At 39.4% G+C, this 24,346-nt stretch carries 25 protein-coding genes and 5 tRNA genes; 5 read left to right on the forward strand and 25 right to left on the reverse strand.

All coding sequences use genetic code 11. The annotated features are described in order from the left end of the window. Positions 1-2: 2 nt before the first annotated feature. From rplK to ACOV1Q_RS11905, 18 genes are all read right to left on the reverse strand, one after another. The gene (gene rplK / locus ACOV1Q_RS11820) at positions 3-440 is read right to left on the reverse strand and encodes a 50S ribosomal protein L11 (protein WP_424494603.1); all 438 of its coding nucleotides are present in this window, start codon (positions 438-440) and stop codon (positions 3-5) included. A 75-nt stretch (positions 441-515) separates the two neighbouring features. Further along, the gene (nusG, locus tag ACOV1Q_RS11825; protein ID WP_424494604.1) at positions 516-1,067 is read right to left on the reverse strand and encodes a transcription termination/antitermination protein NusG; all 552 of its coding nucleotides are present in this window, start codon (positions 1,065-1,067) and stop codon (positions 516-518) included. An 11-nt stretch (positions 1,068-1,078) separates the two neighbouring features. Next, positions 1,079-1,276 (reverse strand): preprotein translocase subunit SecE, encoded by a 198-nt coding sequence (gene secE / locus ACOV1Q_RS11830; protein WP_424494605.1) that lies wholly within the window; start codon positions 1,274-1,276, stop codon positions 1,079-1,081. Positions 1,277-1,325: 49 nt separating this feature from the next. After that, a tRNA-Trp gene (locus ACOV1Q_RS11835) sits at positions 1,326-1,398 on the reverse strand. 57 nt (positions 1,399-1,455) lie between these two features. Then, complete coding sequence (gene tuf / locus ACOV1Q_RS11840; protein WP_424494606.1) at positions 1,456-2,643, reverse strand: elongation factor Tu; 1,188 nt, start codon at positions 2,641-2,643, stop codon at positions 1,456-1,458. A gap of 57 nt (positions 2,644-2,700) precedes the next feature. Next, positions 2,701-2,772 (reverse strand) — tRNA-Thr (locus ACOV1Q_RS11845). A gap of 272 nt (positions 2,773-3,044) precedes the next feature. Beyond that, positions 3,045-3,117, reverse strand: a tRNA-Gly gene (locus tag ACOV1Q_RS11850). Between the two features lie 69 nt (positions 3,118-3,186). Then, a tRNA-Tyr gene (locus ACOV1Q_RS11855) sits at positions 3,187-3,272 on the reverse strand. Positions 3,273-3,465: 193 nt separating this feature from the next. Beyond that, positions 3,466-3,539, reverse strand: a tRNA-Thr gene (locus ACOV1Q_RS11860). Positions 3,540-3,636: 97 nt separating this feature from the next. Beyond that, positions 3,637-3,942, reverse strand: coding sequence for a ribosome hibernation-promoting factor, HPF/YfiA family (gene hpf, locus ACOV1Q_RS11865; protein WP_424494607.1), 306 nt, complete (start codon positions 3,940-3,942; stop codon positions 3,637-3,639). Positions 3,943-3,977: 35 nt separating this feature from the next. Beyond that, the gene (locus ACOV1Q_RS11870; protein ID WP_424494608.1) at positions 3,978-4,868 is read right to left on the reverse strand and encodes a tyrosine-type recombinase/integrase; all 891 of its coding nucleotides are present in this window, start codon (positions 4,866-4,868) and stop codon (positions 3,978-3,980) included. A gap of 91 nt (positions 4,869-4,959) precedes the next feature. Further along, positions 4,960-5,154 carry a 30S ribosomal protein S21 gene (rpsU, locus tag ACOV1Q_RS11875; protein WP_424494609.1) on the reverse strand — a complete coding sequence of 65 codons (195 nt, stop codon included), beginning with the start codon at positions 5,152-5,154 and terminating at the stop codon, positions 4,960-4,962. Positions 5,155-5,261: 107 nt separating this feature from the next. Next, complete coding sequence (locus ACOV1Q_RS11880) at positions 5,262-6,431, reverse strand: acyl-CoA dehydrogenase family protein (RefSeq protein ID WP_424494610.1); 1,170 nt, start codon at positions 6,429-6,431, stop codon at positions 5,262-5,264. Positions 6,432-6,511: 80 nt separating this feature from the next. After that, the gene (locus ACOV1Q_RS11885; RefSeq protein WP_424494611.1) at positions 6,512-7,375 is read right to left on the reverse strand and encodes a ComEA family DNA-binding protein; all 864 of its coding nucleotides are present in this window, start codon (positions 7,373-7,375) and stop codon (positions 6,512-6,514) included. Positions 7,376-7,387: 12 nt separating this feature from the next. Then, positions 7,388-9,472, reverse strand: a complete 2,085-nt coding sequence (locus ACOV1Q_RS11890) for an amino acid carrier protein (RefSeq protein WP_424494612.1) — start codon at positions 9,470-9,472, stop codon at positions 7,388-7,390. A 152-nt stretch (positions 9,473-9,624) separates the two neighbouring features. Further along, a complete protein-coding gene (locus tag ACOV1Q_RS11895) occupies positions 9,625-9,855 on the reverse strand; it encodes a PspC domain-containing protein (protein WP_424494613.1) in 231 nt (76 codons plus the stop codon). 17 nt (positions 9,856-9,872) lie between these two features. Beyond that, entirely contained in the window at positions 9,873-11,153 is a 1,281-nt protein-coding gene (locus ACOV1Q_RS11900; protein ID WP_424494614.1) for a DUF2851 family protein, read from the reverse strand. A gap of 81 nt (positions 11,154-11,234) precedes the next feature. After that, positions 11,235-11,939, reverse strand: coding sequence for an SGNH/GDSL hydrolase family protein (locus ACOV1Q_RS11905; protein WP_424494615.1), 705 nt, complete (start codon positions 11,937-11,939; stop codon positions 11,235-11,237). A gap of 192 nt (positions 11,940-12,131) precedes the next feature. Between ACOV1Q_RS11905 and ACOV1Q_RS11910 the strand changes: the two genes are divergently transcribed. Then, a complete protein-coding gene (locus tag ACOV1Q_RS11910; RefSeq protein ID WP_424494616.1) occupies positions 12,132-12,356 on the forward strand; it encodes a hypothetical protein in 225 nt (74 codons plus the stop codon). Then, positions 12,353-12,712, forward strand: a complete 360-nt coding sequence (locus ACOV1Q_RS11915) for a hypothetical protein (protein ID WP_424494617.1) — start codon at positions 12,353-12,355, stop codon at positions 12,710-12,712. Before ACOV1Q_RS11910 ends, ACOV1Q_RS11915 begins: the two co-directional genes overlap by 4 nt. 98 nt (positions 12,713-12,810) lie before the next feature. Here the strand turns inward: ACOV1Q_RS11915 and ACOV1Q_RS11920 are convergent, their stop codons facing one another. Together ACOV1Q_RS11920 and ACOV1Q_RS11925 are read right to left on the reverse strand one after the other, a co-directional pair. Continuing rightward, a complete protein-coding gene (locus tag ACOV1Q_RS11920) occupies positions 12,811-13,791 on the reverse strand; it encodes a PLP-dependent cysteine synthase family protein (protein ID WP_424494618.1) in 981 nt (326 codons plus the stop codon). An 88-nt stretch (positions 13,792-13,879) separates the two neighbouring features. Next, entirely contained in the window at positions 13,880-15,115 is a 1,236-nt protein-coding gene (locus ACOV1Q_RS11925; RefSeq protein ID WP_424494619.1) for an ABC transporter permease, read from the reverse strand. Positions 15,116-15,124: 9 nt separating this feature from the next. Between ACOV1Q_RS11925 and ACOV1Q_RS11930 the strand changes: the two genes are divergently transcribed. Continuing rightward, positions 15,125-16,381, forward strand: coding sequence for an exo-beta-N-acetylmuramidase NamZ family protein (locus tag ACOV1Q_RS11930; RefSeq protein ID WP_424494620.1), 1,257 nt, complete (start codon positions 15,125-15,127; stop codon positions 16,379-16,381). 122 nt (positions 16,382-16,503) lie between these two features. Here the strand turns inward: ACOV1Q_RS11930 and ACOV1Q_RS11935 are convergent, their stop codons facing one another. Then, on the reverse strand, positions 16,504-17,001 hold the full coding sequence (locus ACOV1Q_RS11935) for a YkgJ family cysteine cluster protein (protein WP_424494621.1): 498 nt from the start codon (positions 16,999-17,001) through the stop codon (positions 16,504-16,506). Positions 17,002-17,069: 68 nt separating this feature from the next. Here ACOV1Q_RS11935 and ACOV1Q_RS11940 point away from each other — a divergent pair, with 68 nt between their 5' ends. Both ACOV1Q_RS11940 and ACOV1Q_RS11945 read left to right on the forward strand, forming a co-directional pair. Continuing rightward, the gene (locus tag ACOV1Q_RS11940; RefSeq protein WP_424494686.1) at positions 17,070-17,774 is read left to right on the forward strand and encodes a class I SAM-dependent methyltransferase; all 705 of its coding nucleotides are present in this window, start codon (positions 17,070-17,072) and stop codon (positions 17,772-17,774) included. Continuing rightward, positions 17,764-18,534 (forward strand): hypothetical protein, encoded by a 771-nt coding sequence (locus tag ACOV1Q_RS11945; protein WP_424494622.1) that lies wholly within the window; start codon positions 17,764-17,766, stop codon positions 18,532-18,534. Before ACOV1Q_RS11940 ends, ACOV1Q_RS11945 begins: the two co-directional genes overlap by 11 nt. 6 nt (positions 18,535-18,540) lie before the next feature. Here ACOV1Q_RS11945 and ACOV1Q_RS11950 read toward each other — a convergent pair whose 3' ends face one another. The 4 genes from ACOV1Q_RS11950 to ACOV1Q_RS11965 all read right to left on the reverse strand — a co-directional run bounded on the left by ACOV1Q_RS11950 (position 18,541) and on the right by ACOV1Q_RS11965 (position 24,337). After that, the gene (locus tag ACOV1Q_RS11950; RefSeq protein ID WP_424494623.1) at positions 18,541-19,416 is read right to left on the reverse strand and encodes a hypothetical protein; all 876 of its coding nucleotides are present in this window, start codon (positions 19,414-19,416) and stop codon (positions 18,541-18,543) included. Positions 19,417-19,548: 132 nt separating this feature from the next. Next, a complete protein-coding gene (locus tag ACOV1Q_RS11955) occupies positions 19,549-21,171 on the reverse strand; it encodes an amidohydrolase (RefSeq protein WP_424494624.1) in 1,623 nt (540 codons plus the stop codon). 80 nt (positions 21,172-21,251) lie between these two features. Further along, complete coding sequence (locus ACOV1Q_RS11960; protein WP_424494625.1) at positions 21,252-22,388, reverse strand: hypothetical protein; 1,137 nt, start codon at positions 22,386-22,388, stop codon at positions 21,252-21,254. Between the two features lie 236 nt (positions 22,389-22,624). Next, positions 22,625-24,337, reverse strand: a complete 1,713-nt coding sequence (locus ACOV1Q_RS11965; RefSeq protein WP_424494626.1) for a TonB-dependent receptor — start codon at positions 24,335-24,337, stop codon at positions 22,625-22,627. Positions 24,338-24,346: the final 9 nt, after the last annotated feature.

Genomic DNA, 24,346 nt, shown 5'->3' on the forward strand with positions numbered 1-24,346 from the left:
GATTAAAAAGGTGCTTGTCCTTTTACAGTAATTCCCATAGATCTCGCTGTACCAGCAACCATTTTCATTGCAGACTCTACAGTAAATGCATTAAGATCCTGCATCTTATCTTCAGCAATGGCTCTTACCTGATCCCAAGAAACAGTAGCAACTTTTTTCCGGTTAGGCTCACCTGATCCTTTTTTAGCTTTTGCAGCTTCCAATATTTGCACTGCAGCCGGTGGAGTTTTGATTATGAAATCAAAAGATTTATCTTTATAAACAGTGATAGCAACAGGCAAAACCTTACCTTGCTTATCCTGGGTTCTCCCATTAAACTGCTTACAGAATTCCATGATATTCACCCCGGCGGCACCCAAAGCTGGTCCAACTGGTGGTGAAGGGTTAGCAGCACCTCCGCGAACTTGTAACTTAACAACCTTACTTACTTCTTTTGCCATTTTTCTAATTTTAAGTTGATAGTTTTGTTAGTGGAAGCTTACTTAAAACTATCGAAAATATGTGTGTAACAGTTATTATACTTTTTCAACCTGCATATAGCTGAGCTCCAATGGAGTCTTTCTTCCGAAGATCTTTACCATTACTTCCAGCTTACGCTTTTCTTCATTTATTTTTTCAACAGTTCCATTAAAACCATTAAAAGGTCCATCAATCACTTTTATTGTTTCACCAATGGTAAAAGGAATCGCAACATTATCTGCTTTCACCGATAATTCATCCACTTTTCCTAACATACGGTTCACTTCAGATCTTCGAAGAGGCACAGGATCTCCTCCTTTTGTCTCTCCTAAGAATCCTATGACACCATTTATAGACTTTATAATATGAGTCACCTCACCTCCAATGTTCGCAAGAATCATAACATATCCAGGGAAATAAACACGCTCCTTATTCACCTTTTTGCCATTTCTAATTTGAATGACCTTCTCTGTAGGAACCAGAACCTGATCTATAAAGTCTTCCAGACCTTCATGAGCAATTTCGCGCTCAATATATTCCTTAACCTTATTTTCTTGCCCGCTAACGGCACGAACCACATACCATTTTTTATCTTTCACCTCTGCCATTGCAATACTCTTTATGATTTAATCCATTCAAAATATTGCTCTATCACAGAACTAAAGACAGTATCCACACCCCATATAACAAGTGAGAATATAATAGAGAAAACAGCTACTATCACTGTCAATCTCTGAGCCTCTGGCCAGGTTGGCCAGGTAACATGATTTTTTAATTCATTATAGGACTCTGATACGTAATTTGCTAATCCTGCCATTTTAATATTGTTTGAAAAATGCCATTTTTAAAGCATTTCCCGATTAAAGCACGGGTTGAGAGACTCGAACTCCCGACACCTGGTTTTGGAGACCAGTGCTCTACCAACTGAGCTAAACCCGTAAATATAAGTCAAGGTGCTCCTTACAGAACACCTTAACTTAAAAACTACTTTTATTCTTAGTCAAGAATTTCAGTTACCTGACCAGCTCCAACTGTTCTACCACCTTCACGAATAGCAAAACGAAGACCTACATTCATTGCGATAGGCTGGATAAGATCTACAGTAATAGTAAGGTTATCACCTGGCATTACCATCTCAACTCCTTCAGGAAGGTTGATAGTACCTGTTACATCAGTTGTACGTACGTAGAACTGTGGACGGTAGTTATTATGGAATGGAGTGTGACGTCCACCTTCTTCTTTCTTAAGGATATATACCTCAGCTTTGAATTTAGCGTGTGGAGTTACAGAACCTGGCTTAGTAATTACCATACCTCTTGAGATTTGAGTTTTCTCAATACCTCTAAGAAGGATACCAACGTTATCACCAGCTTCTCCTCTATCTAATATCTTACGGAACATCTCAACCCCTGTAATAGTAGAAGTCAATTTACCAGCACCCATACCAATGATCTCTACAGGATCTCCAGTATTAGCAACACCAGTTTCAATACGACCAGTAGCAACAGTACCACGACCAGTAATAGAGAATACGTCCTCAATTGGCATCAAGAAAGGCTTATCAACATCACGCTCTGGTAATTCGATCCAGTTATCAACAGCTTCCATCAAATCAAGAACAGACTGAGTCCATTTATCATCACCTTCTAAAGCTCCAAGTGCAGAACCAGAAATAACAGGACCATTGTCACCATCATATTCATAGAAAGAAAGAAGATCTCTTACTTCCATTTCAACAAGTTCCAACAATTCCTCATCATCAACAAGGTCAACTTTGTTCAAGAACACAACGATTCTTGGAATACCAACCTGACGCCCTAATAGGATGTGCTCACGAGTTTGCGGCATTGGACCATCGGTCGCTGCAACCACAAGGATAGCACCGTCCATTTGAGCAGCACCAGTAACCATGTTCTTCACGTAATCGGCGTGACCTGGACAGTCAACGTGTGCGTAGTGACGGTTAGCCGTCGCATACTCTACGTGCGAAGAGTTAATAGTAATACCTCTTTCCTTCTCCTCAGGAGCATTGTCAATTTGATCAAAAGCACTCGCTGCTGAATAACCGGCATCAGCCATCACCTTAGTAATCGCTGCTGTTAAAGTTGTTTTTCCGTGATCTACGTGTCCAATTGTACCTATGTTAAGGTGCGGTTTGGAACGATCATAAGTTTCCTTTGCCATAATTAATACTTATTTAATCTTAGTTATATATTAGTGTTCAATTTTATACAAAACTAGAGCCAACGACGAGAATTGAACTCGTGACCTCTTCCTTACCAAGGAAACGCTCTACCCCTGAGCTACGTCGGCAAAAAAGTTTTCTCCTAAAAAGCCAGGCTTTCCGGAGAGGTTCGCAGAGAACAATTCCACTGCACTTCTAAAATCCAATACCACATCAATGGACATGATATTTAATTAGAATATTCGTTATATTTTAACGATATTTGATTAAGCAAGATGAGACTCAAATTCAAAGTCAAGCCCTACACCCAATTTCCTCCAACCAAAGCTGGCACTCAATAGCCTTTCAAACACTTAACAGAATAAAATTTATTTCACACTATTATTTTGGAAAGACTTAGAGCGGGAGACCGGGTTCGAACCGGCGACATTCAGCTTGGAAGGCTGACGCTCTACCAACTGAGCTACTCCCGCAAATCAAAATTCCATTTTCAAGCACCAAACCCCAACCTGGTATTTGGAATTTGTATTTTGGAATTTCTTTGGTGGGGAGAGCAGGATTCGAACCTGCGAAGTTAAAAAACAACAGATTTACAGTCTGTCCTCGTTGGCCGCTTGAGTATCTCCCCTTGGTTTTGTTTCAATATTTCATAGAACCGCTGTCTTAATGACAACTTGCTTTATGATGATTTTAACGGCTGCAAATTAACTGAAAATTACAGCGCCATCCAAAGCATTTTTTCACATTTTTGAAATTATTTTTTAAAGCTCTAGAAATCAATATGCCACAACAAAAAAAAACTTTTCATTTCAATATTTCAGAGCCGATGGAGGGACTCGAACCCACGACCTGCTGATTACAAATCAGCTGCTCTAGCCAGCTGAGCTACATCGGCCTAAACCTCACTTTTTCTTACAAAAAAGTCCGCCTTTTCAAACGGACTGCAAATGTATAAATTAATTTTAGTTTGCAAAACTTTTTAAATAAAAAAATCAGGCAACTTCAGCATTAAATTTTTTCTTCCTTTTTTGAAGCTGTCGCTCCAAAGAACTAACACATTCATCCACACCTACTTCAAAACGTTTAGCCCTTTTTTTACATATCACCCCTTCCCCTGGAATACTAAGTAAAATTTCTGAAATCTTATTCTCTTTACCACTCGTATTATCAACTTTTAAATAGACATTGGCATGGATCACATTGTCATAATGGCTTTCAAGCTTGTTGAGTTTTTCCTGAATAAAATTAACGAGCTTTTGATCTGCGCTAAAGTTGACGGATTGAAAATTCACTTTCATAATAATTGAAGTTTAATTGAACAATAATTTCAGCATCATTTCTTCTTGCTCCGGGGATGTGCGTTTTTATAAACCTTGCTAAGTTCTGCCATGCTGCTATGCGTATAAATTTGCGTAGCAGCAAGACTGGAATGCCCTAAAAGTTCTTTAACCGCATTAAGGTCTGCTCCCTGGTTCAACAAGTGAGTGGCAAAAGAGTGCCGAAGGATGTGCGGACTCTTCTTTACCTTACTCGAGACCCCTCTAAAATAATTATTAATTAGCCTATACACAAAAGTTTCGTTCATTTTAACGCCTTTCAGGGTCAAAAATAAATAGTCTTCAGAAATGGCATTTTCGACTGCCTTTCTATCCTGCAGGTATTTCTTTAATGTCTCCTTCACGGATTCAAGAAGCGGAACATAGCGTTCTTTATTCCTCTTTCCCTTCACTTTAAGCAAATTTGCAGGTAAATCCAGGTTTTGAAGTTTTATTTCAATTAGTTCACGACGCCGAATGCCGGTAGAATAGAATAATTCAATAATAAGACGATCCCGAAGCCCTTCAAAAGTATTGGATTCAAAATTTTCGAGTACCTGCTCTACTTCCTTTTCAGAAAAAGGAACCTGCACCTCCTTTGAGGTTTTTAAGGAGGTGTGTTTTGCCAAAGGTGAGATCTCCAGCTGCTTTGTCTTCTGAAGAAAGTTGTAGTAAGCTTTAAGGGAAGATATCTTGCGGTTAATACTCCTATTAGAAATCCCTTTTTCAACTAGTCGAATGATCCAGGTGCGAATTTGTGGATAATGCACCGTTGCAATTTCTTCCTGCTCGTATTCAGAAAGAATAAATGCTGAAAATGCTGAAAGATCTGCCTGGTAAGCTTTAAAAGTATGAGCAGAACATTTCTTTTCATATTTTAGGTATTCCAAAAAGTGAGATAAGGGCATAAAAAAACTGTTGATAAACAAAGTTATTAAACTTTAGCTTACCAACAGTTAATATATTGTATACCTAAGAACGTATGCTTAGGAATAGATTTTAGATCTCTTCCTGATCTCTTAAGTGCTGAATGTACTGCGCTTTTTGGACTTGAGCTCTACGTTCTACTGACGGTTTTGTAAATGCTTGACGATCTCTCAACTGACGCATTGTTCCTGTGCGATCAAATTTACGCTTGAAACGCTTCAGCGCTCTATCAATATTCTCTCCGTCTTTAACTGGTATAATTAACATAGTGTCACCTCCTTTCTTTAAAAATTATTTTCGAGCTGCAAAGATAGATCAATTCTTCAATCTCACAACTTATTTCTCTTTATTTCAATTATTTTATTTTTCCGGAACTACTGGGCCGCCGGCTTATACTCTTTTTTATCAATCACCATTTTTGCGATCACCTCTCGCAAAATTTCTGAAGTTCCGCCTCCAATAGGCCCCAGTCTGCTATCTCTGGACATCCTTGCTAATGGATAATCCTCCATATAGCCGTAACCGCCCAGGAATTGTAGACATTGATAAATGACGTTATCGGCGATCTTTGTGGAAAGTAATTTTGACATACTGGCTTCTTTCACCACGTACTCCCCTTTTCCTAATCTATCGGCTACCGAATAATTGAATTCCTTGCACATTTCCACTTCACTCGCCATATCTGCTACTGAATGTCTTAACGCCTGGAATTTATCAATGGTTTTTCCAAAAGCAACTCTTTCAGACATGTAGTTCATCGTATAATCAAGCGCATATTCAGAACGAGCATGGCCATTAATTCCCATAATCAACCGCTCGAACGCGAAATGCTGCATGATATAAGGAAACCCTTTCCCTTCTTCTCCCATTAAATTATCCGTCGGGATCTCAACATTATCAAAGGCAATCTCTGCAGTATCTGAAGCTCTCCAGCCCAGTTTATTCAGTTTCGTTGCCGATATTCCGGGAGTATCCCTATCCATGACAAAAATACTCATTCCTTTATTATGCTTCTCTGGATTAGTTTTGGCCGCAACCACTAAATAATCGGAATAGACACCATTGGTAATAAAGGTTTTAGACCCATTAATGACATATTTATCGCCCTTTTTTACTGCTGTAGTTTTCATTCCCGCAACATCGCTTCCTCCAAAAGGCTCTGTAATACACAAGCATCCTATTTTATCTCCTTCAATACTTGGCGCCAAATATTCCTCTTTGATCCTTTCATCTCCTTCAGCATTTAAATGTGTCATTGCTAAATAAGAATGCGCCCACATGGCTGCAGCGAATCCGCCGGAGTTTATCTTCTGAAGTTCTTCAAGAAAAATGACTGTATAAAATATATCCAGTCCCATGCCACCGTATTGCTCGGGATAATTCAATCCAAAATACCCCATTTTTCCAAACTTCTTCCAGATGAACCTCTCAATTGTCCCTGTTTTTTCCCATTTTTCGATATGTGGCACAACTTCTTTCTGCAGGAATTCCTGAAAACTCTTTCTAAAAAGTTCATGCTCCTCTGTAAAATACCTATTGCTCATATATTGTATATCTTTTTTCACTTTTTCTGCGAATAATAGAATCGAAAAATAACAACAAACGATCCAATTATTCCTAATAATTATTTAATGCTCAAATATAATTTAATTCTATCTAATTTCTCTTCCTCAAATCCCTTTATCTCCAGCAATTCCTCAAAAGTATGTATTCTCTGATTCTTTTCCCTATAGGAAATTATCTTTCGGGCAAGCTCGTAATTCATATAGGGCAGCTCAGATAAGCCCATTAAAGAAATACTGTTTAAATCCTCTTTTTGACGCGAAGGTTGCGGTACATGATACTTTTTCAACAATCTTTCCAGCACTTCTGGAGAGAGTCCATAGACATCTTTAAGCTGAATTTCGTGATTAAAGCCTTTAAGGCTGCTGCGATATTTAATAATTCGGGAAGAAAGAACTTCGCCTATTCCCTTTACTTCCCGAAGCTCTTCTGAGGTGGCAATATTAAGATCTTGTTTCTCATAAACCTCAGGCTTCTGAATTTCATAATCTCTGGCAGCAGGCCTGCTATGCACCCATTCCGGAAAACGAAATAGTGGCGAGATTTCCTGAAGCAAAGAATCTGAAACCTGCGTTACCTGCTGGAATTCTTCAGCAGAATTTATCCATTTATCCTGCGAACGATAAGCGTGCAACCGGTCGATCTCTTCCAGGGTTAATCCAAGGGTGTATCCATTAAAATCGGTAATATAATTCGGGTTAAAAGGAGGCTGTACAGTTTCCTTTATGGTTGTACTGTTTTTAATAGAATCAATTTTTTTCTGAAAGGCAGCTATTCTTTCCTGCTCTTCTACAGAAATAGTTGAATTACCAGAAAATTCTACAAAGAAATAGCCTATTTGAAGAAAAATTATGATGAGTACCAAAAGAAAAATCCCATTCCGCTGACTTCTACTGAAAACGAAATGGGATTTAAAACCGGTCATTTTTTCCGGGATCTAAGAAGCTTTCTTCACATCATTTTTACCTGATTTGTGAAATAATTCGCCCGCTTTTAATTTTCTAATATATTCCTTAAGATCTGACTTGACTTCGCCAGACATTATATATAATCCAATGATATTAGGGAAAGACATGGCCAGGATCATCATATCTGAGAAATCCAGAACCGCTCCAAGGCTCACGGAAGCACCAACCACAACAAAAACAAGGAACAAGATCTTATAAGCTACTTCAATTTTTTTACTTTTTCCAAAAAGGTAAGTCCAGGCTCTCATTCCGTAGTAAGACCAAGAGATCATCGTAGAAAAAGCAAATAGAAATACTGCTGTTGCAAGAACATAAGGGAACCAGGAAATCACACTCTCAAAGGCACTTGAAGTAAGTTCCACTCCTCCAACTCCCTGCACCTCATGCATTCCTGTAAATATAAGCACTAAGGCTGTCAATGTACAAACCACTACGGTGTCAATAAATGGCTCCAATAACGCAACAAAACCTTCAGATGGCGGATTGTTAGTTTTAGCCGCACTGTGCGCAATTGCTGCAGAACCAACCCCGGCCTCATTTGAGAAAGCAGCTCTCTGGAAACCTACAATTAGTACCCCTATAACTCCACCTTTCAATGCACTTGGACTAAAAGCTCCATCCCAGATGGCAGCAAAAGCAGGACCAATATTTTCAATGTTCACACCAATTACAACCAAAGCACCAACAATATAAACTGCAGCCATAATTGGGACTATTTTACCAGTCACTTTAGCAATACTGCTAATTCCTCCAATGATCACAACTCCAACAAGAACAGCCACAACCAATCCAAACCAAAAACCATTTCCTACAAGTGCAGGAAATTCACCGGCAAGAATTACGAACGACTGGTTGGCCTGAAACATGTTCCCACCACCAAAAGAAGCACCAATAGCCAGGATTGCAAAAAGAACCGCAAGGACTTTTCCTAAACCTCCTTTACCTCTTTTTTCAAGACCATATCGCAGGTAGTTCATTGGACCTCCAAAAACACGGCCTTCACTATTAATGAATCTATACTTTACTCCTAAAGTACATTCCACAAATTTTGAAGACATACCTAACAGTCCGGCAATGATCATCCACAAAGTAGCACCGGCACCTCCAAGAGAAACCGCTACTGCCACCCCGGCAATATTTCCAAGTCCTACAGTTCCTGAAACTGCTGTTGCCAAAGCCTGGAAGTGAGTAACCTGCCCTGGAGCGTTGGGATCATCATATTTTCCACGGGCAAGTTCAAGAGAATGTTTAAATCCTCGGATATTTATAAAACCTAATCGTAGCGTAAAGAACAATGCACCAAGCACAAGCCACACAACAATAAAAGGAATATCTTTGGTCTGTGGATCACCATTAGGATGCACCAGCGGGACCGGCTGTTCATAAGCAATTGCCGCCAGGTATTGCGCTCCTTGCTCGATCACATGCTCCTTATTTTCAGAGTTGTAGATCACGCCACCTTCTTCCACAAGATATTCAAGGGTACCATTTGCATTTGCATAGGCATTGATTTCCTCGCCATCTTTAGAAATAACAGCTATAAGATCTCCTTCATTAACACTGCTCCCTTCCGGAAGCATCCATTCCTGAAGGGTATATTTTGCTTCTTCAGTAGCAGACCATCCCGGTGCAGGCACTCTTTTAAGATCGGCATAAACTACTGGATCATAAATTCCCACGGCAGAAAAAGGATCCCAGAACAGTACAGATCCCATACTTTCAACGATAGGTGCAAACGTTCCATTGAAATGTTCTGTAATAGCTTCTGCTGGTACAGTATAAACTTCTCTAAATTCATTCCCGGCGGCATCTGTCACTGTAACCGAATATTCTACACCTTCCACGAGGCCTTCAGATCTTGGAGAATCTAAAGGAGTGTTCTGGTTAGACCACTTGTACATATAAGGAGGCGTTCCTCCTTCAACATTTAATTCAACATATCCATTATTAATTATATTGGAAGGGTTTACTACGTCTGCATTCACCTGCAACTCCTGCGCATATATTGTGAAAAATGAAATAGTAAATAAAAATGAAAGCAAGTACTTTCTCATAAGTTTGGATTAATTGTTTTAGTAAGGATTATATTCGGCGAAGCAAGATGCTAAAAATATTAACGTTTTCAAATTTTATGAAGTTAAATTGTAAACAAAACGTTAAGCCACAAGCGAGTTAAGAAGAATTTTGACGGTTCCTGCTGCCCATTTTAAAGATCAAAGACAGATGTTCTCTTTGCATACACCATATCTTTAAATTTCAGCAAGAATGCCAGAATAAGGTAAAACACAAATCCGATTCCAAAAGTCGCAAAAGAGAGATATATAAAAAATAACCGCACATTTTTAGCCCGCATACCTAGCTTATCTGCAAAACGTGAAGAAACATAAAAACCGTGACGCTCAAAAAAGTGTCTTATTTTATGAATTGTATTAAGCATGTTCAAAGATATGAATTTTATACTTTTCCCTGTAGTAATTTGATTCCCAAACCACATTTAAGACATTTGTTTTTATCGCAAAACTCCCTTTTTAAATGAAGCAACGCCTGTGACTTCAACGCATTACTTGCCACCATGGGCCTTAGCATCTCAAAGTGATGAATGGTTTGATTTGCCTCCTTTTCAATATTTGAAATTAACTCAAAAACCTCCTCAAGATTTTCCTGCCCCTGCTTTTGAGCAAAACAAAATTTTAAAGGAATCAAGGTGTTAATTACCAATAGATCAATAAAATTCCTGGTTAGCTGCTTTTTCCTTCTCTTATGAACTTTCTGAAAAGTATAGTGTGTTTCCCAAAATTCACTTAGCTGCACATGGAAGAGATCATACATTTCATGCAGGCTTCTGGTATTAATTACTTCTGAAAAAAGATGTTCCCTTCGCGTGTACAGAGCTGCCAGCTGCGCCAGTCTTATGGTGGGAAAATTATCTGGCCGCAGCCTGAAGAATTTAACCGGAGCTACGCCGCTCCTGTCCAAATGATATTTATGTTTCAAAAAAGCGTATTCCTGCTTTAATTCCTGGTAATAAACATCCTCTGATTCCTGCTCCAGCAAACCAACCTGCCCCAGAAACAATGCTTCCAGCTTCTTTTGATCTCTTAGCTTTCTAAGTACAGAAAACGGGAGTGAATTAGCCATATCGAGAAACGAACCTGCGTTGACATTGAGCCCAAAACTCTTTGCAATCATCCTAAAAAGCACTTCCTCCCAGTTATTACTAGAAACCTGTAGCATTTTATGGATAATATCCGATCTTTCCTGCAGTCGCTCCACATACAACCGTTCGAGCCAATGATCCATCTCAAAATCTGAAAAAGCAGAAAAATCTCTTTCACAGTTAATCCATTTTGTCGATTTCCCGTTCATAAGACTCTCATACTTTGAAAAAGAGCAATTGTGAACAATATTTTTAAGCTCCAGTACGGGTACCACGGTATTATCTTTCCTAAAAACCTCTATATCATGGTTCCAAACTACATGTAAGATGACGTTGTCATAAGCAGGATCGACTTCATGGCCATGCACGTACCAGTCCGAAGAATTGATGTGAATTTCCACATTTCCCGCCCACTGCTGTTCGCCGATTTCCAGTCGCGCGTTAAAAAAATCGGGGCCGGAAAGTGCATTAGGTGTTCCAAAGTGAAGAATATTTAAGGGTAAACCAGAAACCGTCTCAGCACTGCTGAGATTGAATTTCTTGAACTGCCATACATAATGGAGAAAATCTTCTTGCATGAAATAAAAGTAGTACAAAACCACTTACATTTCTGAACGACAGAAGATTAAAAAGTTAAAATTAAAGTGAATTTTACGAGATTATTCTTCTAATTTTTGGGCTATCTCTTCAAAAAATTCCTGCACCCATAGGCGGTACATCTCTTCGCTGGGGTGAAGTCCGTCATCAGCTATAAGATCTGGTTCATCTTTTGCCCGTTTTGAAATGGGAGTAATATTATAAAAATCGAGATCATACGCTGCGGCCACCCGCTTTAAAACATCATTGAATTCAACTATCTGCCGGCTTATTTCTTCACTATTTGAAGCTCCAAAAGGAGTAACCCCATAATCAGGAATGCTTACTACGAAAACATCCTCACTCCCCTCTTTTGAAAGCGCAATCGCGCGTGTAAAAATCGTATTAAGATCTTCTTCGAAATCGTCAATAGATCTGCCCTGGTACTGATTATTCACACCTATTAGCACAGAAACAAGATCATATTGCTCATTTCCCGATAGTTGATCATCCATCGCCTGCAAAAGGTTTCCTGTCGTCCAGCCTGTACGCGCAATGATCTTGGCATCCTCCATTTCAAACCCCTGCTTTCTTAGACTATCAACAAGCTGCACCGGCCATCGCCCCATTTCCTCTACGCTTTCTCCTATTGTATAGGAATCACCGAGCGCCAGGTACGTCAAATCGGGTACATCGGGTGTCATTTCATCGGGAACAGTTTTTTCCGAAGAGCTATTGCAGCCTATCACAATTAAAAATAGCAGTAGAAAGGAAGTAATTTTCATCATTTTTGAAACTTTAAATCTAATGTAACTAATTCTACCAGAATTTGGAAGGAAAGAGCCCTTCTCCTGTATTCCCCATTTCAATTTTTCTTCTGAAGGTATTTCCTAATTCCCGGTTAAATTAAAGCTTTCAGGAAAAATTATCGGTCAAATTATTTAACTTTTGGGAAAATCAAGTGATTAAATGAAGTACAAATGAAAACTAACAGGGAACCAAATTCCGAAAACAGAAAAACTTCTAATGAACAGCCGCAGGAAGATGGGAATGATAAATTACAACCTAAACCGAACAAAAATGAGGAGGAGAAACAAGATTCTCCTTTTTTAAAAAAGCTTAAGAAGATTGGATTTTCAGTGTGGCTGGGGGTTATGATAGTTGGTGCGGCGCTGGCATTTATTGCTTCAATCTTGCTTTTATGAAAATCTTACAGGTCCTTTTCGTGATCTTCACCACGGTTTTCCTGCTTATAGAGTTCCGCAGCGTTCTGGGAATTGATCTTCCCCAATGGATGTTGTTCTATGGCAAAGATTTCATCTGTATGCCAATGGTACTAACAATCTGTTTAGTGGTAATGCAGTTTTTAAAGAAAGATCCAAACATCAGGTTGTCTATTATTACAGTTTTCTCGCTTACCACGTTTTACTCCTTATACTTTGAAACCATTTTACCTGAATTTCACTCCCGATATACAGCAGATTTTCTTGATGTGCTCATGTATTTTTCAGGTGCACTGCTTTTTTACCTTGTCCAGGAAAAAAAAATTTTCAACGAATAAATTTTAAATTCATTTCAGGAGAGCATTCTGAAAATACAACCAAGCTGGAACAAAAAAACCGGCTTTCGCCGGTTCTTATTATATTATGTTACAAAAATTTATTCAATATATCCCATTTTTCGCATCCATTCATCGTTAAACATTTTCCCAACGTATCGACTACCATGGTCGTGAAATAAAACAACTACGACATCGTCTTTTTTAAATTTATCTTTCAATTGCAAAAGACCTTTCATGGCTGCACCTGCGCTGTTCCCAAGAAACATTCCTTCTTCCTTGGCCAGTCGCTGCGTGTAAATAGCCGCATCTTTATCTGTCACTTTTGTAAAACCGTCAATAACATCAAAATTCACATTTTTTGGAAGTATATCTTCTCCAATTCCTTCTGTAACGTATGGATAAATTTCTTTCTCGTCAAAAATGCCAGTTTCATGGTATTTTTTAAAAACAGAACCATAGGTATCAATACCCCAAACTTTAATATCGGGGTTTTGCTCCTTAAGATACTTCCCAACCCCAGAAATTGTGCCTCCGGTTCCAACTCCTACTACAAAATGAGTCACCTTTCCGTCTGTTTGTTTCCAGATTTCAGGCCCCGTAGTCTCATAATGTGCTTTTGTATTGGCTAAATTGTCGTATTGATTCACATACCAGGAATTCGGTGTTTCTTCTGAAAGTCTTTTGGAGGTAGAATAGTAACTTTTTGGATCATCGGGCGCAACGTCTGTAGGGCAAACCACTACTTCACTTCCAACAGCCCTTAAAATATCCATTTTCTCCTTCGATTGTTTGTCAGACAGTACACAAACCATTTTGTAACCTTTAACAATGGCAGCCAGGGCAAGCCCCATTCCTGTGTTCCCTGAAGTTCCTTCGATAATGGTTCCTCCCGGTTTTATTAAGCCACGTTCTTCGGCATCTTCTATCATCTTAAGCGCCATACGATCTTTAACCGAATTCCCGGGGTTGAATGTTTCGTACTTTGCCAGCACCAGCGCATCAATCTCCTCTGCTAATTTATTGATCTTAACCAGCGGCGTATTTCCTATTGTACCTAATATATTTTCAGCGTATTCCATATCAAAATTTTAAGGCTGCAAAGGTAAGAAAAAAATCCGCCCGGCCTTTTAAGCCCATAGCTCTTTACAATAGCTTTAAAGCTGCATTTTATTCAAATTTCATAGCTTTAACAGGAGAAATCTTGGTAATAATATAAGAAGGAACGATCAACATGATCATACAGAGAATGAGCGTTCCAAGATTCACGGCAAGAATGTACTCCCAGCCAATAAAAACCGGAGCCTCGGTAACATAATAGGTTTCCGGATTTAAAGGAATTAATTTCAGGTATTTTTGAGCGAATAAAAGTCCGAGACCAATAAGATTTCCCCAAAACAATCCAAGCATGATAAGATAACCTGCGTTGTATAGAAAAATTTTACGAACGCTCCAGTCCACACTGCCTAAGGCCTTAAGAATCCCAATCATTTGGGTACGCTCAAGGATCAAAACGAGCAGAGCTGTAATCATGTTAATTCCTGCCACCAGGATCATGATCCCAATGATTAATGCGATATTAAAATCGAACAGGGACAACCATTCAAAAATGTTGAAGTATTTCTGTTTTATCGTTTGTGTATCGAGGAAGGAACTGGTGTTTTCATAAATTTCCTGCCCCTTTTCCTCCAGTTGGCCAAAATCATCAATAAACACCTCAAAACCGCCCACTTCATCACTTTTCCAATTATTGAGCCTTTGAATTTGGCGAAGATCTGCCAGCATGTACAATTCATCAAATTCCTGAAAACCTGAGCTATAAATCCCTGCCACCTCAAAAGCCACCAGACGCGTTCTTTCATAGTTTTCCTGCCGTAGAAAATAGGTGATTACCTTATCTCCTATTTTAAAGCCAAGCCTGTTGGCTAAATATTCAGAAATTAGAACCTGGGCATTTAAATCTTCTGAAAAATTTGGCAGCTCACCCGCAACAAGAAATTCATCAAAATAGCTCCAGTCATAATCCTCACCCACGCCTTTTACCACTACTCCTTCAAAATCTGTAGCAGTTCGAATCACCCCTGCTTTATAAGCGGTTGCCTGCACATGCCGCACTCCTTCTACCATAGAAAAATCTGGATAAAAATCCTGATTTTTGGAAACTGGCACTAAAGAAACTTCAGAATTATTATTATCGTAATTGGTGATACTAATATGCCCCGTAAAAGCAGACATTTTTTCCCGTATCTTTTCCTGCAAACCAATACCTGTAGCAAATGCTATTAACATCATGATAACACCTATGGCAATGGCTATAATGGCAATTTTAATTATTGGAGCCGAAATGCTACTTTTGTGCTGTTTTGCACCTATAAGACGTCGGGCAATAAAAAATTCTAAATTCAAGAGTAGCTTATGATTTTTAAATTATTCAAAAGTACATTATTATTCGTACTTATAGCGATTGTTTCCTGCGGAAACAATTCCCGCCAGGAAAAACCACAATCTTTAAACCAAGAAAGTCATGCCCCTGAAATTGAGATACAGGAAGACATTATTCTTGGTGCAGCACGTACAGATATTTACCTTCCCATGCTGGAAAATAAAAGAGTGGGAATCGTAGGAAACCAAACCAGTATTATCACTACTACGTACACAGACGATACATCCAATACTAAAAAAATTCATTTAGTAGATTCCCTGGTATCTTTGGGTGTTAATGTAGTAAAAGTTTTTGCTCCCGAACATGGTTTTCGTGGAACTGCAGATGCAGGGGAAGTAATTAAAGACGGAAAAGATCTTAAAACGGGACTTCCCATTATTTCGCTCTACGGAAGCAATAAAAAACCATCTCCAGACCAACTTAAGGATATAGATGTTCTCATATTTGACATACAGGATGTGGGAACCAGGTTCTACACCTATATTTCCACGCTGCATTATGTCATGGAAGCCAGTGCCGAAAACGATATTCAAGTTATCGTTCTGGACCGTCCCAATCCAAACGGACATTATATTGATGGCCCAATCCTTGAACCGGAGAACAAAAGTTTTGTGGGCATGCACGAGATCCCCGTAGTACACGGACTTACCATTGGGGAATACGCAAAAATGATAAATGGAGAGCACTTTCTGGAAAATGGAATTCAGGTAGATCTTACGGTGGTGGAAATGGAAAATTACAACCACAACCTCCCCTATGATCTTCCAATAAAACCCTCGCCAAACCTTCCAAATTTAACAGCTATTAACCTTTACCCGAGCCTGTGTTTCTTTGAAGGAACCAATGTAAATGCCGGTCGTGGTACACATCACCAGTTTCAGGTTTTTGGCTCTCCCTTTCTTGACAAAGATCAATTTAGTTATTCCTATGTTCCGCAGTCAAATGAAGGCGCTAAAAATCCAAAACACCTTGGAAAAACCTGCTTCGGAAAAAATCTTACAGATGCGCCGAGACTTTCGCAAATCAACTTGGAATGGCTCATTGAAGCTTATGAAAATACTGCTGATAAAAACACATTTTTCAATGCCTTCTTCACGAAACTTGCAGGAACAGCAAAACTTCAGAAGCAAATAGAAGCGGGAATGTCTTCCGAAGAAATAAGAGCCACCTGGCAAGAAGGGCTGGAAGAATACGCAGCGGTCAGAGAGAACTATTTGATGTACGAATAAATGTTGCGAATTCCTGGTAGCAGATTGCGGGTTACAAGTTAATCTTTATTACAATGGAATGAACTAAAGGTTATTCTATTTTCATAGAAGAACAGGGAACGCGCAACGTGGAACATTTACAATTACCGCAAAGAGATCCTCTTCTTCATTTCTTCCACAATATTAAATGCTGCCGGGCAGATAGCTACATTTTTTAAGGTGAGATTTGATATCTTGTGGAAATTTTTTCGATTAGTGTGCGGGAATTCTGCACAGGCTTTTGGTCGCACATCGTAAATACTGCAATAATTATCTGCACCTAAAAAAGTACAGGGCACCTCCTGCAGCACATAGTCATTTTCTTCATCGATCCTTAGGTATTGATCAATGAACTGCTGTGGCTTCAGCCTGAAATATTTGGATATTCTTTCAATATCTTTATTCGTAAATAAAGGGCCTGTAGTTTTACAACAATTGGCACATTTAAGGCAGTTGGTGCGTTCAAACTCTTCCTCATGCAATTCCTGCATTTCCCGGTCTAAATGCCGGGGCGGCTTCTTTTTAAGCTTTGAAAAAAACTTTTTATTTTCCTTATGCCTATCTTTGGCCCTTTGCGGGAGCCCATTTATTTCTTCCTGCATGCCGCAAAGATAAAAAGAACAAACGCGTGAACAACGATAAAAACAATGCAGATGTCTTCGGGAATGCCATGAGAGCCTATTTTCTAAAGGGTCATGAAGAAGAGATCATTGTACATTCTCCAGATTTTGATGATGATGTCATCCCGGTCCCTTATTTATTCCGAAATTATAAAGAAATGCCTGCGCTGGAAAAAAAGGCGCTCCATTTGTGCCGCGGAAAGATCCTGGATGTTGGTTGCGGTGCCGGGAGTCATTCGCTGTACCTGCAGGAAGAGAAAAAACTAAAGGTTACTGCGATAGACACTTCTGAAGGTGCTGTAGAAGTCTGCAGGTTGAGGGGACTGAAAGATGTTCGAAAAATGGCATTTCATGAGCTTAATGATGAAAAGTATGACACCATCATTCTTCTTATGAACGGCACCGGAATTGTGGGGCGCCTCAACCGGCTGGACGACTTCTTTTCCAAATTGAAAGAGCTTCTAAACCCAAACGGACAGGTTTTGATAGATTCCTCAGACTTAAGTTATCTTTTTGATCCCGATGAAGATGGCGGAATCTGGGTTGATGCCGCAAATGGATACTATGGTGAACTTCAATATAAATTAAGCTATGGCGGCGAGTCCTCAGAAACTTTTGATTGGTTGTACCTGGATTTTAATTCATTATCTTTAGCAGCTTCTAAAAACGGTTTCGCATGTGACCTTATTGAAGAAGGAGCACACTATGATTACCTGGCAAAACTTAGTCTGAATTCTGCGGTAAATGAAAATTAGTCTACAAATAAAGCCTTTTTGGATATTGCTGATACTCCTGGTCCTTACAGGCTGTTCCCAAGATACCAATGATGACGATTCAAAAAATACAGGTAATAACCTCTCTCTTGGGATGTCGGCCAATGACTTATTAAGTGAGGAGAAATTTACTTCTATGCAAGTGGAAGTGCTTTATACCCCGAATGCAGAACCCGCAGCTGCAACGCTTCAGGAGGTAAAGAAATTTCTGAAAGAACATACATTTAAACCTAATGGAATTTCGATTTCTCCAAGAATGATAGACCCCATAGATAAAGATATCTTCACCATTTCGGAAGTTAAAAAAATAGAAACGGACTATCGAAGCAGTTTTAATGCCGGTGACGAAATTTCGGTTCTAATACTTTTTGTGGATGGAAAAAGTGAGAATCAGAAAAACAATAAACTAATTTTAGGAACGGCTTATAAGAATACTTCTATGGTGATCTTTTCCCAAACCACCTCACACCTGGCTGAAACCACTGGGATTTCTAAAGATGAAATTGAAGCCACTACCATAAAACATGAATTCGGGCATCTTTTCGGCCTTGTAGATAATGGTTCTCCTGCACAATCTCAACATGAGGACGGGGAGAGTAAATCTCATTGTAATGTGGAAGGCTGCCTCATGGTCGCCGCCATTGAATTTGGATCTGGTGCCGTGAAAATGATGCAAAAGCAAGCGGTTACAGGATTTGATGCCAGCTGCAGAAAAGATCTTCAGGCAAACGGCGGAAGGTAAATTACATCAATTACTGTAATAGTATGCTTCATGCTCAATGAAGTTGTCATAGTAATTATCTCCTGAAAGATTCTCCAGTAAATATAATCCTCTTCCGAATGGAGCCTGCACATCGTAATAAAAAATATTATTCAATTTATTTAGAAAAGCAGATTTTTTACCCAATTCATTCAATGGTTTTTTGAAATACGCATTAATAAAGTTATAGTCCTGATATTGATAGACATGTATTAATTCATGAGAAAACAAACGATAGTCGTTAAGGGAGTGAGGGTTTAATATTATTGCCGGGCCAACAGCTGAGCCTGCACTAAATCCATCATTTCGATAAGGTATTTGGTAACCGGAGAAGATAAATTCTCCTGTTTGGAGGCTTTTTTTGATTTCAAACTTATTTCCTATTGCAGAATAAGCTGTCAAGAGAAATGCAGTGGGCATAATTCTGTACTTAATTTTGAAGTCTTTATTGGTATGAAATTCGATCCTATTAAAGCCAATACACAGATTCCATTGTTCCCAAAAATTGCGATTGGAACTTGCATTTTCAATAATCGAAATTCCTGCAGAATTCACCAGTTTTGCCGCCCAATTAATTTCCTGTCTTTCTTGTTTTGCAATTTCACCAACCAGAATTTTACTTTCGTACACTATATAACCTCCTAAAGCTCCTTGCGCTATTCCTTTTAATAATACCCTGCCAAACCTTTCTTCAGGTTCTTTATTGAATAATGCACAAATACCACTGAAGACAGATCCAATACCTATATTGTACAGTGCGGCCTCAGCATTGTTACTCTGTCCATACCCTGAATTTGGAATTAGTATCCCACAAGTCCAGAATAGAACCAGAACTTTAAATCTAAAGAGCGAAGAAGTAAACAATTGACATAAATATTAATAGTCCAAACATACAATTTAAAATCTATTTCATGTACAATCCTTTTGAATGGTCTTTTCCAGGATAAACAGAGGGAAAAACCCGGTTTTTGGCCGGACATTAACAATCAATCATTTCTAATAAACCTTTTTTCCGCCTAAATAGGTTTCAAGAACTTTAATTTCCGGAATCTGTTCTTCAGGAACTTCCATTATATTGTGGTCGAGAATAATAAAATCGGCAAATTTACCGGCTTCTATACTTCCTTTTTCAGCATCTTCGAAATTACTGTATGCAGCCCAAATGGTCATTCCACGAAGGGTTTCTTCACGAGATAACGCCTGTTCTTTCATATAACCTCCTTCAGGAAAATTCTCTGTATCTTTCCTGGCCACTGCTGCATGAAAAGTCAAGAACGGACTCACCTGTTCTACCGGGAAATCTGTTCCCAGCGCGATAATTCCGGCTTGATCAAGTAATTTCTTATAAGCATAAGCGCCTTTTTCTCTTTCTTCGCCCAACCTATCTCCGGCCCAGTACATATCACTGGTTGCATGAGTTGGCTGTACAGACGGAATAATATTCTTACTAAAATATTTGAAATCCTGCTCATCGATGATCTGAGAATGCTCCACTTTCCAACGGCGATCATCAGCATCACCTATGAGGGAATCGTAAGTTTTCAGAACAACTACATTTGCAGAATCCCCAATCGCGTGAGTATTCATTTGAAATTCTGAAGCTGCTATTCTTGCTGCTGTCTCCTTGAAATCTTCTACAGAAGATAATAAAGCCCCATAATGTCCATGCCTGTCGGAGTATGGTTCTTTTAATGCCGCGCCTCGTGACCCAAGCGCACCATCTCCATAAAACTTAACCGAACGAACGTTCAACTTGTCGGTCTTATAGGGCCCTTTTTCAAGATAATAATCCAGATTTTCCTTGTTATTACTTATCATGGCGTACAGCCTAATATCAAGATTTCCATCTCGATGAAGACTGTCGATCAATTCAATAGTTGCCCTATCAATACCGGCATCGTTTATAGTAGTAAGACCATAACTAAAAGCCTCTTTTTGAGCATCTAAAAGAGCAGTGACCTGTTCTTCCAAAGTAGGTTCAGGAATTATCTTACTGATAAGCTCCATAGGGTTGTCAATTAAAATACCGGTCAATTTGCCATTTTTGACTTCTATATCGCCACCTTCCACAGGAGTTTCAGCAGTGATATTTGCAGCATCTAGCGCAGCCTGATTTACCAAAAGGGCATGCCCGTCTATTCTCGTCATGGCCACTGGAGTATCAGGAAAAAGAACGTCTAAGGTATCCTTTACAGGAAATTCTTTCACTTCCCAATCATTCTGATCCCAGCCCCGGCCTGTGATAAAATCTGCATTCTTTTCCTTTTGGAATTCCACAATACGCTTCACTACTTCTTCAAAACTTTTGGTACCGGTAAGATCTACTGTTTGCAGTTGCAATCCATAACGGTAAAAATGTGCATGCGCATCGATCAAACCAGGAACAATTGTTTTTCCTTCGGCATCCAAAGTACGGGCAGCATCATATTTCTCCTTCAGTTCATCTATAGATCCCACCGCCACAAATCGGCCTTTATGTACCGCAAAAGCTTCGGCTTGAGAAAAAGTACTGTCAACTGTATAAACATTTGCATTTAAAACCAGGAGGTCGATCTCCTCACGCTCTTCACAGGAAGAAAGCATAAGAACAGCCAGGAGTGCAAAAAAGAAATTTTTCATCATTATTATTTTAAGATATTCAAAAATAGAAAATGCGCCCTAACTACAGGCGCATTTTTGATATATCATTTTATAAAATTTTAGAACCAGCCCATCACTGCGTCACCAATAGCCGCACGTATGTCTCTGTTGGCTCCGGCAGCAAGTGCAATGGAAACAAACAGACCAATCATGGCATAAGCAAAATCCCTAAAGATCATTTTCCCGGCTTTCTTACGGTGTTTCTTTCCTTTCTTGGTTCTTGCAAGGCTCACGGCAATCTCCCGTCCACCTATCACCCCAAGGAATACCCAGGTGGTACTCATGGGAACTGTGCTTATGAAGAGTTTATAAATAAGAAGGATTACATAAGTAGCATCAATTAAAGTGGCTGCCCGTACATCAGATATTCTGGCCTTTTCGCTTACTACTTCCTGGATCTTGTCACCTCTCAAGTAAAACAATAGTCCCAGACCAACGAAAATAGTTACAGCAAAAATGATGAATTGAAAAACGTCCAGCTGCCTCGGAAGGAATACGGCAATGTTGGCTCCATCCTGCATCACCCATACACCCCACAAGGTACCACTCACTATCCATTGGACAATGTTCCAGCTCTTATTAAACTTTCGGCTTTTAAAGTATTTCTTTATAAGATTATAGGAGAAGTACCACACCAGGAATGAAAGAATAAAGGCCATGATGTAACCCGTCCAACTCTTAAATACTACAGAAGTGATTCCGGAGGTATCTGCACTAAAAACACTCAGGATCAAAAAAGTAGTGGAAACCGGCATTCTCATCCTGGTGAGGATCAAGAGCACGAGCGGCGCTATAATCTGGAAGAAACTAAAATTCTCAGGATGAGGATATTTGGTTGTACCATCGGGATTGAGCAGTCGCTGATACGTCACATCCCCGTCAAAATAAAACCAGCTAAAGGTGACTACCGCAAGAAAAATGGAGCCAATAAACAACCACATGGTCCACCATTTCTTCGTTTTATTACTTTCAATAAAAGTTCCCAAGGATTGGATACTGTCATTGGCCACAGTAGCGTAGGCTGCAAAGAAGAAGCCGAGCCACATCCCGGCCTGTCCGTAACCCGTTAAAACTCCCGCCAAAACAAGACCCACAATAACAATTGCGAGGAAAGTTTTTTCCTGGACCATGAAATCCAGGACGTTCAAATAAGGCCTGTTCCTTTTAATTCGTGTAAACTTCTTAGGTTTTGCCATTAATTCTAGATGTAAAACAATTTAATAATTATTGAAAATCAGGTTCTTCAACCTCATTTTAAGGGCAGCAATAATAAATACTTTTATTTTATTATTAAGACATACAACATTGTTTTATTGTTAAGTCTACATTAAGAAATGAAAAACTTGAGGTAAAGAAATGTAATCCCCATAATTAAAAAGCTGCTTGAAAATGTCATTTTCAAGCAGCTTTTTAATTTATATCCTGACCTGATCTAATAATTGAACTTGTAGGTAATCCCGCCCATCACCTGTAAACCTAACACAGGAAAATCCATATAACGTTCATAATTATTCCCCAGAAGGTTGTTCCCCCTTACAAAGGCAGAAAGTTGTTCATTAAAGCGATAGCCAAGGTTGGCATTTAGATCTACAAAACCATCAAGAGTTACCTCTTCTGACGTCTGCTGAATAAGTGCTTCAGAATACAATGAGAAAAAATCTTTGCGCTCACCAACTATAAAGAAATTAGCCCCTGCATACCATTTTTCGGTAATCTGGTAATCCCCCAGTAAGGAAACTTTAAAGTCCGGGAGGTTCCAGGCTTCCTCCTGCTCATCTGTATCATAAATGTAATACTCACCATTAATCCTTAGGTTGAACTTACGGCTAAGGTCTAAGTTAAGTTCCCCGAATCCTGAAATCGTATTCACGCGGTCGTAAACCACTCCAAAAGAATTTCCATAGGCGTAATCTTCCATTTCATCGGCACCTATCACTACAGGGTTTTTTATAAACAACGGCTTGTAATTTTCTGCTATATATCGCGCCCTTACATCGTAGCCAACCGAATTGGATAGCTTCCCTTTTCCTCCCACATATAGATCAAATTGCTGATCTGTGGGCTGGATTTCCAAGGTAGGTGAAACAAACCAGTTCTCTTGCGAAAGGCTGTAGTAAGAATTCTGTTTTAATTCCCCTTCAAGTCCTGCGTAAGCGACAAAATATTCCCCGGCCAAACGATAACTAGCATTGATTCTTGGGTACAAATATACTCCACTGTTATCGCCGTTCGTATCGTGACTGTAATAAAGCGCAGCGCCTAAATTTAAAGTTAGATCGTCTCTTAGAACCACTAAGCCCGAACTCAGCCCAATATTCATGAAACCATAATTGATCTCTTCTTCTGAAGAAAAACCTTTTTCAAAACTGCCCGTAACATAGTCAAAAATGATGTTTGTCTTAAAGATTTCTCCCGCGATAGGAAGTTCCAATTCCGGACGTGCAGTCAAATGATGTTCAGCAGAGCTGAAAGAATCTCCAAAGTACCTGTATTTAGCCTTCATCCCGTCAAAGAAGGAGTCTTCAAAGTTCATTTCACCACCAAGATAGGCGCTAAAGTAATTCTGGGTGAAATCCTCTCCCAAAGTTTGAGCTTGATAACCTACAGGAATTCCATACCAGTTAAACAGCCGGTGTTCCAGTCCAAAATCTGTATTCCAGCTCATATTTCTTTGCCTGGAGGAATAATTGAGGTCTACCTGGGTTTCATAATATTTATCATCAAAATTTACTTCTTCAATTCCTCCCTGGGAAGAATTATGAGTGAGAAAAATTCCGAAGTTATCTGTACGGTTTACTTCAAGATTGCTGTAGAACTCGGCCAGCGCATTTGTGTAGCTTCCAAAGGCCAGAGTTGCATAATTTTCATACACCTCGGGCAGGCGCTCCCGCTCTACGGATGTCGCGCGACCTTTTGCTGGTGAAAAAGTGGATGCCACAGGCACCGAAAATATGCTGTATTGCACCGGTTTTTTCTCGAGACTTAGAGAATCATTGATTACCGGAGTTTCTCTTATTTTGAAGGCATCGTTTACACTGGGGGTATAAGGCTTGACCACCACCACCGTTTCGCTGCCCAGATCCTGAGAAAAAACAGCTCCCGTGATCATAAAAAGCACTAAAAATACGCTGTTCCTTATTGACATATTTCGCAT

Origin of the sequence: Salinimicrobium maris (assembly GCF_049680855.1) — a bacterium.
In the GTDB taxonomy this organism is placed as follows: domain Bacteria; phylum Bacteroidota; class Bacteroidia; order Flavobacteriales; family Flavobacteriaceae; genus Salinimicrobium.